The sequence below is a fragment of the Anaerolineales bacterium genome, from assembly GCA_016928575.1.
Taxonomy (GTDB): Bacteria; Chloroflexota; Anaerolineae; order Anaerolineales; family RBG-16-64-43; genus JAFGKK01.
Genome location: JAFGKK010000030.1, coordinates 1 through 9,107, shown reverse-complemented (window position 1 = coordinate 9,107; position 9,107 = coordinate 1). Strand labels below are relative to the sequence as shown.

Sequence of the window (9,107 nt, the reverse complement as noted above, 5' to 3'; positions counted from 1 at the left end):
GTGCGAGAGTGTCACGGGCGAGGTGATGCGGACGCCGTTCACCCAGGTGCCGTTGCTGCTGCCCAGATCCGTCAGGACGACCTGTCCGCCCATCGTTTCGATCTTGGCGTGGGCGGACGAAGCGCTGCTGTCCTTTGGGAGGGAAATTTCGTTGGCCTCGTCCCGGCCGATACGGATGGTTCGGCTCAAGCCGGTTTCCGCGCCGTTGTCGGAGCGGACGAGGGCGAGAAGCGTGAGCGACGGATAGGTGCTGGTTTTCGGGGAGCCGGATTCGGCTTGGGCGGGCGCCGCCGCGGGTGCGGCTGCGGCGGCCGCGGCTTGGGGAGCAGGCTCCGGGGCGGCCGCCGGGGCGGGCGCCCGGTAAGTGAACAGATTGTCCTGGATGCGGATTTGGTCCCCGTCCGACAACTCCGTGGGAACCTGGATCCGCAGGCCGTTGACGAACGTGCCGTTGCTGCTTTCCAAATCCTTGAGCAGGACCTTGTCCCCTGAGATTTCGAATTGCGCATGCCGCCGGGAGACCCCGGGCTGCTCGATCTGGATCTGGCAGTCGGGTGCGCGGCCGATCACCGTGGCGGCCGAGATGGGGTGTTCCTTCCCATCCTGGTCAACGATTTTTGGAGTGAACGGAATATCGCTCATGGCATCATCCTTTTTTGATGGAAAATCTTGAGGATGGGATTGGTTGACGAACGGATAACCACCCCTTGGAAACGGACGCGCCAAAATTGTACATTCGGAGCGTCTTTTACGCAATTGGGCCTCCGCCGGCGGATCGGCGCCGGGCGGAAGGAGGAAGCGGCCCGCGGCCGGCGAAGTCTACATTTCTCGATGCCTTAAGGGCGAGGCTTTCGGCTGAGGTTTCCGATTGGCGGCTGGAGACGCAGGTTTGGCCATGGGTCGGGCGCCGAAGCCCCGGAAAGCCGGTAAAATCTTGGGCAAAATCGAAAAAGCGCCAATCGAGGAAGGACGTGGTAAAAACCGGGGAAACGGGGAATTTGTGGTCAGTCGCCGAATTTCGGGTAAAATAAGGTCTTCCAGGGTTCGGCGGCGGTCGCGTACGGATACCGGTCCTTCCCCGGCACTCCTGCGCCCTCTACCCCGCGGCGAGCACCGGATACTTCTTAAAAAAGCTAGGAGTCGGTTCTATGGTTCGCATTCGTTTGCGCAGAATGGGCTTGCGGCACCAGCCCTACTACCGGATCGTGGTCGCCGACCGGGAAAGCCCGCGGGACGGGCGCTTCCTCGAGGTTGTGGGCACCTATAATCCTCGCACGGAGCCTTCAACCATAGTTGTCAAAGAAGAGCGCGTCTATCACTGGATGGGGCATGGCGCCCAGCCTTCGGAATCGGTGGCCAAGCTGTTCAAGCAAATCGGCCTGGCGGATCGGTACCAACGGCTCAAGCAGGGCGAAAAGGCGGACGCGCTCCTGGCCGAAGCGGAAACGGCGAAAAAGGAGCGGCCGGTGGAAGTGAAAACCCGGCGTGAAGTTAAAGGCCCCAGCAAGAAGAGACCCAAGGCCAAGAAGAAGGAAGCGGAAAAAACTTAGCCCGCGGGAGCGTTTGCCCCATGGCGATGAAGGAGCTGGTCGAGTACATTGCCAAGGCTCTGGTGGAAGAGCCGGACCAAGTGCACATCTCCGAAGTGGTCAGCGGAGCGAACGTGCATTTGGAGCTGATGGTCGCGCCCGAAGACCGCGGGCGGGTGATCGGACAAAACGGCCGGATCGCCAATGCGATCCGTTCCCTGTTGTGGGTCGCCGCCGCACAAGAAGGCCATCGAGTCACGTTCGACATCGTGTAAAACGTCCCTCATCCCGCCGGAAGATCACCGGCTTCCCTTCTCCCAGCTTATGCTGGGAGAAGGGTTGGGGATGAGGGAGAGAGCAGCGATGGTTCCTGGAAGAATTCAGATTTTAAACCAAGCAGCCCCAGGCCCGTCCCCTAATGGGAGCGGGCCTTCTTTTTTGGCCGTCGCCCGGATCCGGAGGCCGTTCGGCGTGCGCGGGGAGTTGGTGCTGGATATCCTGCCCGGCGCGCCCGGAAGCTGGGCGGATAGCGGACGGCTTTACCTGGGGGGCGCGCGGCGCGCGGTGGAGGTGGAATCACTCCGCCGCCACGGGCGCGATGCGGTGTTGCGATTGAAGGGCGTCCGCGACCGCAACCAAGCGGAAGGCCTGCGCGGCGAGGTGATCCACCTCCGGTTGGAGGATCTGCCGCCCCTTCCGGAAGGCGAATATTACCTGCATCAGCTGGAGGGGCTGGAGGTATTCACCGAACAGGGCGAGCCGCTCGGCCGCGTCAAGGAGATCCTCAAGACCGGCGCCAATGACGTCTACGTGGTGCAGGGGGGCGCTCGGGAGATCCTCCTCCCGGCCATTCCCCAGGTCATCCGCGAGGTGCGGCTGGAAGAAGGAAAGATGGTGGTGCGGCTGATGGAGGGGCTTGTATAAAAAGACTGAGGCGGTCTCCTGGAAAACCTCGGTCAATTAACAGTCTCCAGGACCTTTGGAAACAAGGTTTCTCGTTAACAGAGTGTTGAAAAAGCCGGTCGAGTAGCCCGCATTTTGTGCGGGCGTATCGAGACAGCGATATTCCCGGCGGGTTCGATACGCCCAGATGCTTCATCGGGGCTGCTCAACCACCTGCAACGCCTTTTTTCCAATATCCTTGGAAATATGTGCGACCATCGTGCCTATTGGACAAGGTATTTCCATGAAGAATCCCTGTTGCAAAATTGGCATATCGCTGCAACAAATCTGCAATACCCGTAGAGTAATATACAGGAAATGCATGGCTCCCATGCGCCTTAGCCCTTTATAGACGATTCGGATCGATGCGGCACAAGCGGATGATGATGAATGGATTGAAGAACGTTCTGTCGGTTGGCATCCTGATAATCGTTTTCCTTCAGGAGGGATGCTGCCCTGTCATAGGAATCTCGGCGGGGGATTCCCTGGACACAGCCGCTTTCTCACCTCCAGCATCAAAAACCGGAACAGAAACGCCAATCCCTTCCGGAACCTGGACTCGGGTTCCTTCGCATACAGAATCCCCGGCCGCTTCTGCGTCCCCGACGCTGGATGTCATCACCCGGACAGGCGCTCCAATCCTGCTCCCCTCCGAAGTCCTGGGACCGGAAAACGTCGACCGGATCACCGAACTCGTCCGTTGGCAAACCGACGAAGTGTTCGATGTGGAATTCAGTTTGGATGGAACCAAACTTGCGGTTGCCACGGCCGATGGGGTTGACCTGCGGACCATATTTGGGGATCCGGGAGAATTCGGCTCAAGCCGGAGGATTCTCGAGGGCACCGAGGTGGACGAGACATCCTTTTCACGTGACGGGGAGGTGATCGCCCTCTCGTCGAATTTGGAGTCCGTGACCCTGTGGAAAGAGGCGCCGGATTTTCAAGTGGAGAAAATAATCGAGCAAGAAATGTATTTGCGCAGTTCGGCTTTTTCCTGGGATAGAGAGCGGTTTGCCGCGGGGGATCATTCCGGCAATATTACGATATGGGAATTGGCATCCGGGAGCGTGGTAAAAACAATAGGCGGCATGGGTTTTTGGGTGGATAGCCTCGCATTTTCGCCGGATGGGAAGCACCTTGCCGTTGCGTATGATGTGTGTCTCTACGAGGCGCCCGGCGGGGACGATGTGATAACCAAAAGAATCCAAATCATGGATTTGGCAACCGGCGGGTTGCGCACTTTATTGGATGCCGATATCTCCTCCATCGAGGAGATCGCATACTCGCCGGATGGCAAGCTCCTCGCCGCGCAAATCAATCAAGATTACATCCTCTTTTCCGTACAAACCGGAAAAATCCTTGTGGGCTTTCCCGCTTATGAGGACGGATGGCTGTCCAACATTCAATTCTCCCCGGATGGCCGATTGCTTGCCACCTCTCCAAGAGCATGGTCCGGTGAGGATGGACACAAACCCATGATCCAGTTATGGGACGTGGATCCGGCGCTGGAAGCGGGGCGTTTGATTGCCGAAGGCGATAAGTTTACGGAAGTCGTTTTTTCGCCGGATGGAAAACTCATCGCTTCCGGGGTCCATTCGGGAGCCGTCATCCTCTGGGGAGTCTCATTCATCCGCCGGTGATGGAAAAACCGACCGGTGGCGGAGGACGCAGGCATAGGATTTCCGGGCAATCCCTGAATCGAGAATGGAGCCCGATGCGAAAAAAACGGTTTTTACGGTTCATGATCTTTTTCGTAGGTGTGTACGGATGTGTTGCCATCCCGGAGAAAATGACCACTCCTCCGACGCAAACCCACGGGTTTCTACCGTCCGCAAGCAACACTGCGTCGAGAACCCCATCGCAGACGTACACGCTGTCCGCGACCTGGACTCCGTCCAACACCTCCACCCCGTCAATTACTCCGTCTCCGAAGGAACCGGCCTTGGAAGGAACGCCGATCGGCGTCTCGGACAGAATCATCCTGCCGGACAACGCCGGTCAATTGGAGGAACTCGCCCGATGGGGAAAGGGGATCCCCACCGACGCCGCCTTCAGCGCGGATGGGAAGACATACGCGGTTACCACCACCACGGGCATATACAATGGCGATGCCGCAACGGATGAAGAAATTCGCCGGGTCGATACCGGATCGGAAATGAAAACCGTAGCCTACACGCCGGAAGGGAAAATTATTGCCGCCGGGATCAGAGGACATACGGTAACCATGTGGGAAATCGGTGAAGAGATGAGCGCCCGCGATCTCCTTCAAGAAAAATCCAGGTTTTTCGCCATGGATCTTTCCAAGGACGCGCGGCTATTGGCCGCCGCCTTCGGCAATGAAACCATCCATATCTGGGATACGGCGCAAGGAGAGGAATTGATCACCCTGTCGTGGGATCATTCGAAATATTTTATGACCGACCTGGTAATTTCTCCGAATGGAGAATATCTGGCCACCGGTATGGAGATGGTACCTGAGACCGGGGAATGGGACTCCCGGATTGTGGTCTATAATCTGAAAAGCGGTCAGGAAATTCGCGAATTGATCGGCCATACAGGGTGCATCTCGGGCATTGCGTTTGCGCCCGCTGAAGAAGTATTACTATCCGGATCCTGCGATGGAACGGTCCGATTATGGGATTTGGATACGGGACAGGTTTTACAGACGCTCGCCGATCTCGCCATGCCGATTTCTTCCATCGGGATCTCCCTCGACGGCGGAAGGATCTTCGCCGGTTACAAGGATCAAACCATAGGAATGTGGGATATCGGGAAGGAGACAATCCTCCGGTTATTCAAAGGTCATAGCACGCCCGTGAAGGAGATCATCCCGTCTCCGGACGGCCGTATGCTGCTCTCGATTTCAAGGGATTCTGAAATAATAAAATGGAATCTTCTCACCGGAGAAGAAGAAACCTCCCTGTCCGGATACTTGGGCCGGACCGGAAGCATGAATTTCTCGCCGGACGGCCAATTGCTGGCCTCCGGATCGGAATACGGCATCTTGCGAATATGGGGGGTGTCGAGCGGATCGGTGATCTGGAAGACGCTCTTGAATGAAAACCACACTCCCATCCCCAGGGTATTCTTCTCTCCGGATGGAAAATTCCTTGCAACGTTTGATTCCAAACAGGTTACGTTATGGAATGCGAAAACCAGGAGTGTGGCCAAGAGGTTGGCCGCTCCGCATGTGGGAATTGAGACCATCGCCTTCTCGCCGGATGGATCCATGTTGGCCATCGGGATGTCGGCAGACGAGGAGGAGATAGAAGTTCTCATATGGAATCTAGCCACCTATGCAGTGAGATGGGCTTTTCCGGCATCAACGATGGGATATATGCATAAGGTGCTTTTTTCGCCGGACGGAACACGAATAGGCGCTGCGATCGGCGATCTGGATGGCAAATACGTTTATGACGTTGACGTGTGGGATGTCGTCACCGGGCAAGCGCTTCCCATCGCGGACATCGATGGAGAAATTACGGATTTTGCCTTCTCGGAGGATGGACAGAGCCTTATCGGCGCAAGGGGCGGGAGGATCACGCTTTGGGATATCTCTACGGGATTGGAGATTGCCACGCGCGATGGATTTGAAGGGATTGCTCGCTTGATTTTTTCCCCGGATCGTAAAATCCTTGTCTCCCCGGTCGGATGCCAGATGAAATTGTGGGATGCCGCGACGGGTGATGAAATTATGATGTTGATGCGAAACGGAAACCCTTTGTGCGAGTATGGAGATATTGCTTTCTCGCCGGATGGAACGATGCTGGCGGCTGGCTTTTACGATGGAACGATCAGTCTCTGGGGCATCCCGGAATAGACAAATAGCCCTATCCTCTTGCGCATTACTCGTTACGGTGAGGCTGGAAGAGGAAAGATGGCGGTGCGGCTGATGGAGGGGTTGCAGGGACCGTTGTAGTCCGCGCGTCCGCCGCTCGGATTGGCCGTCTCCGATCGTTCCGATTTTGTCCACCTGGATTTGGTATATAGTTGGGGCATCATGACCGCCTGGATGGAATCCGCATGACCGACAGGCAGAACCCTTCCCTGCGGATCGGATTCCCGCGCCTGCGCAAGGAACGGAGCGAAGTGCGGGATTTCCTTCCCGCTTTCACCGCCAGGCTTGCGCGCCTCGGGGCCGGCATCGTCCTCGAACGCGGGTATGGATCGGGGATGGGGTACGCCGAAGGCGACTACCTGAACCACGGCCCGGGAATCGCTTTTGATTCCCGGGAGGCCGCCTTCCAACAGCATCTCGTGGTCGTCCTGCGGTGCCCGGAAGAGGAGGAACTGCGGTGGATGACTCCGGGCGCCTGCCTGCTTTCCATGCTGCACTATCCCACGCGGCCGCGGCGGGTGGCCCTCCTCCGTTCGCTTGGGTTGGAGGCGGTTTCGTTCGATGGATTGAAGGACGACAGCGGCCGGCGGCTGGTGGAAAACCTCCGTGCCGTCGCCTGGAACGGGATGGAAGCCGCCGTGCGGATCTTGGCGCGGACGTATCCCGCCCCGGGGTTCGATGATCCGCGGCGCGGCCCGATCCGAGTGAGCGTGATGGGCGCGGGCGCGGTGGGCGGAATCGTCGTCCAGGCGGCGGTCCGCTACGGGAACGAAGCGCTCCACCGCCGCTTGGCGGATGCGGGAGTGCCCGGCGCGCAGGTGACCGTGGTGGATTACGATTTCACCGCCCACGGCAAGCCGATGCAGGCCCTGTTGCGAGGCACCGACATCCTGGTCGATGCCACCCAGCGGCCCGACCCGAGCCGGTGCGTCATCCCCAATTCCTGGATCGCCGATCTTCCCGACCATGCCGTGATCCTCGACCTGTCGGTCGATCCGTACGATCCGGCCGCCGGCCCCGGCGCGGCGCAAAAAGCCGTCGAGGGGATCCCGCAGGGCGACCTAGACCGCTTCGAAATCCCGCCCGACGATCCGGCCTACCACAGCCTTCCGGCGTGGGTGGATTCCCGCAACCGCCGCTGGGTGGCTTCCTGTTATTCTTGGCCGGGACTCCATCCCCAGGCCTGCATGGAGGCGTACGGGTCGCAGCTGCAGCCCATAATGCGTAAGATCCTCGAACGGAACGGGGTTGCCAACATCCGCTTTACCGGCTCCTTTTTCGAGCGCGCGATCTCGCGCGCGATGCTCTCCCGGTGGAGCGGCGGTGGCGCGGGGGAATCCGCCCCGGATTCGCCGCCGGTAGGCCCGCCGAAAGGAGCTTGATCTGAAGATGGATCTCCCCCGGACGATCGGATTTCCGCGGATGAGGAAGGAGCCTTCCGAGAAGCGGGTTTTCCTTCCGGAATTCGTCCAACGCATGACCCGCCTTGGGTTGGAGGCTTACCTCGAAGAGGGGTACGGATCGCGCGAGGGTTTCTCCTTCGACGATTACTGCGAGGGAAGCCTCGCCGTGCACCAGTGCGGCCGCGAAGACGCCTTCCGGCAGGATCTGGTCCTGGTCCTGCGCTCCCCGAAGCGGGAGGATTACTCCCTGCTTAAGCGCGGCGGTTGCCTGATCTCGATGCTGCACCTGCCGACCCGGCCGCGGCGCGTGGACCGGCTTGAGCGGCTCGGTTTGCGGGCGATTTCACTGGACGGGATCGCGGACGACAGCAACCTGCGCCTGGTGGAAAACATGAAGGCGGTCGCCTGGAATGGGCTGGAAGCCGCCTTCGATTGGCTGGAAAAAAGCGCGCCGGATTTCCGCCTGCCGCACGGCGGGCCGGTCCGGGTGCTGATCCTCGGCGCGGGTATGGTCGGCAAACACGCGGTCGAGGCGGCGACCAAGTTCGGCAATATCGAACGGAGCGTGGCGCTCCTGGACAAGGGCGGACCGGGGGCGGTCGCGACTGTCGCCGGCCGCCATGTCAGCGGCCAGGCCGCGGTGATGGAGGGGCTCTTCCGGGAAACCGACATCCTTGTCGACGCTACCCAGCGCAGCGATCCCTCCCAGCCGGTGGTGCCGAATGCCTGGCTGGCCTGGCTGCCCGAGCAGGCGCTGGTGGTCGATTTGGCGGTGGATCCCTATACGCTGGAGATCAACCCCCCGGTGGTGCGTGGGATCGAGGGCATCCCGCAGGGCAACCTCGACAAGTTCGTGTTCCCCGCCGACGATCCGGATTGGGAGAAAACCGTCCCATTGCAAATCCCCTCCGCAAACCGCCGCACGACGGTCACCTGTTATTCCTGGCCGGGAATCCATCCGGAAGCGTGCATGCGCCATTACGGCCGCCAGCTGGAGCCGCTGATGGAGGTGCTGACGGCCAAGGGGTATGAAGGGCTTTCGCCGGATGGAAGTTATTTCGAGCGGGCGCTCTTCCGGGGTACGCTGAAGTATTGGCTGGCGCACAGCGCGTATAAACCCGGAGGCAGATGACGGGTTAGAGACAGCCGCCGGCAGGGTGTCGGTTTCTTATCTTGTGAAACCGTTTGATATCTGACTTCACTGCAAAAAACCATTTCCCACCGCAAAGACGCGAAGAACGCCAAGTTTTCCCCAATTATTTTTTGCGGGCTTGGCGTCTTTGTGTTTATTACCTTTCAAAACCAATACCTATGGCAGTGAGTGCCCTGAAAAGGTTCTACCGTGAGGGTAATAAATCTTCCGCTCAACCTCGATGGACAAAGAACAGTCGGGTT

At 59.1% G+C, this 9,107-nt stretch carries 8 protein-coding genes; 7 read left to right on the top strand and 1 reads right to left on the bottom strand.

Features of this window, described 5'->3' with window-relative positions:
• Nucleotides 1-642: FHA domain-containing protein (locus tag JW929_04405; protein MBN1438632.1), on the bottom strand; the 642-nt coding region annotated here is incomplete at its 3' end.
• 506 nt (nucleotides 643-1,148) lie between these two features.
• On the opposite strand from JW929_04405, the gene rpsP reads away from it, so the two are divergent.
• The 7 genes from rpsP (at nucleotide 1,149) to JW929_04370 (ending at nucleotide 8,844) form a co-directional block, all read left to right on the top strand.
• Nucleotides 1,149-1,550, top strand: coding sequence for a 30S ribosomal protein S16 (gene rpsP, locus JW929_04400; GenBank protein ID MBN1438631.1), 402 nt, complete (start codon nucleotides 1,149-1,151; stop codon nucleotides 1,548-1,550).
• A gap of 26 nt (nucleotides 1,551-1,576) precedes the next feature.
• Nucleotides 1,577-1,804, top strand: a complete 228-nt coding sequence (locus JW929_04395) for a KH domain-containing protein (protein MBN1438630.1) — start codon at nucleotides 1,577-1,579, stop codon at nucleotides 1,802-1,804.
• A 163-nt stretch (nucleotides 1,805-1,967) separates the two neighbouring features.
• On the top strand, nucleotides 1,968-2,453 hold the full coding sequence (gene rimM / locus JW929_04390) for a 16S rRNA processing protein RimM (protein MBN1438629.1): 486 nt from the start codon (nucleotides 1,968-1,970) through the stop codon (nucleotides 2,451-2,453).
• Nucleotides 2,454-3,352: 899 nt separating this feature from the next.
• Complete coding sequence (locus JW929_04385; protein ID MBN1438628.1) at nucleotides 3,353-4,111, top strand: hypothetical protein; 759 nt, start codon at nucleotides 3,353-3,355, stop codon at nucleotides 4,109-4,111.
• A 302-nt stretch (nucleotides 4,112-4,413) separates the two neighbouring features.
• Complete coding sequence (locus JW929_04380) at nucleotides 4,414-6,291, top strand: WD40 repeat domain-containing protein (GenBank protein MBN1438627.1); 1,878 nt, start codon at nucleotides 4,414-4,416, stop codon at nucleotides 6,289-6,291.
• Between the two features lie 203 nt (nucleotides 6,292-6,494).
• Nucleotides 6,495-7,691, top strand: a complete 1,197-nt coding sequence (locus JW929_04375) for a hypothetical protein (protein ID MBN1438626.1) — start codon at nucleotides 6,495-6,497, stop codon at nucleotides 7,689-7,691.
• A gap of 40 nt (nucleotides 7,692-7,731) precedes the next feature.
• Entirely contained in the window at nucleotides 7,732-8,844 is a 1,113-nt protein-coding gene (locus tag JW929_04370; GenBank protein ID MBN1438625.1) for a hypothetical protein, read from the top strand.
• Nucleotides 8,845-9,107: the final 263 nt, after the last annotated feature.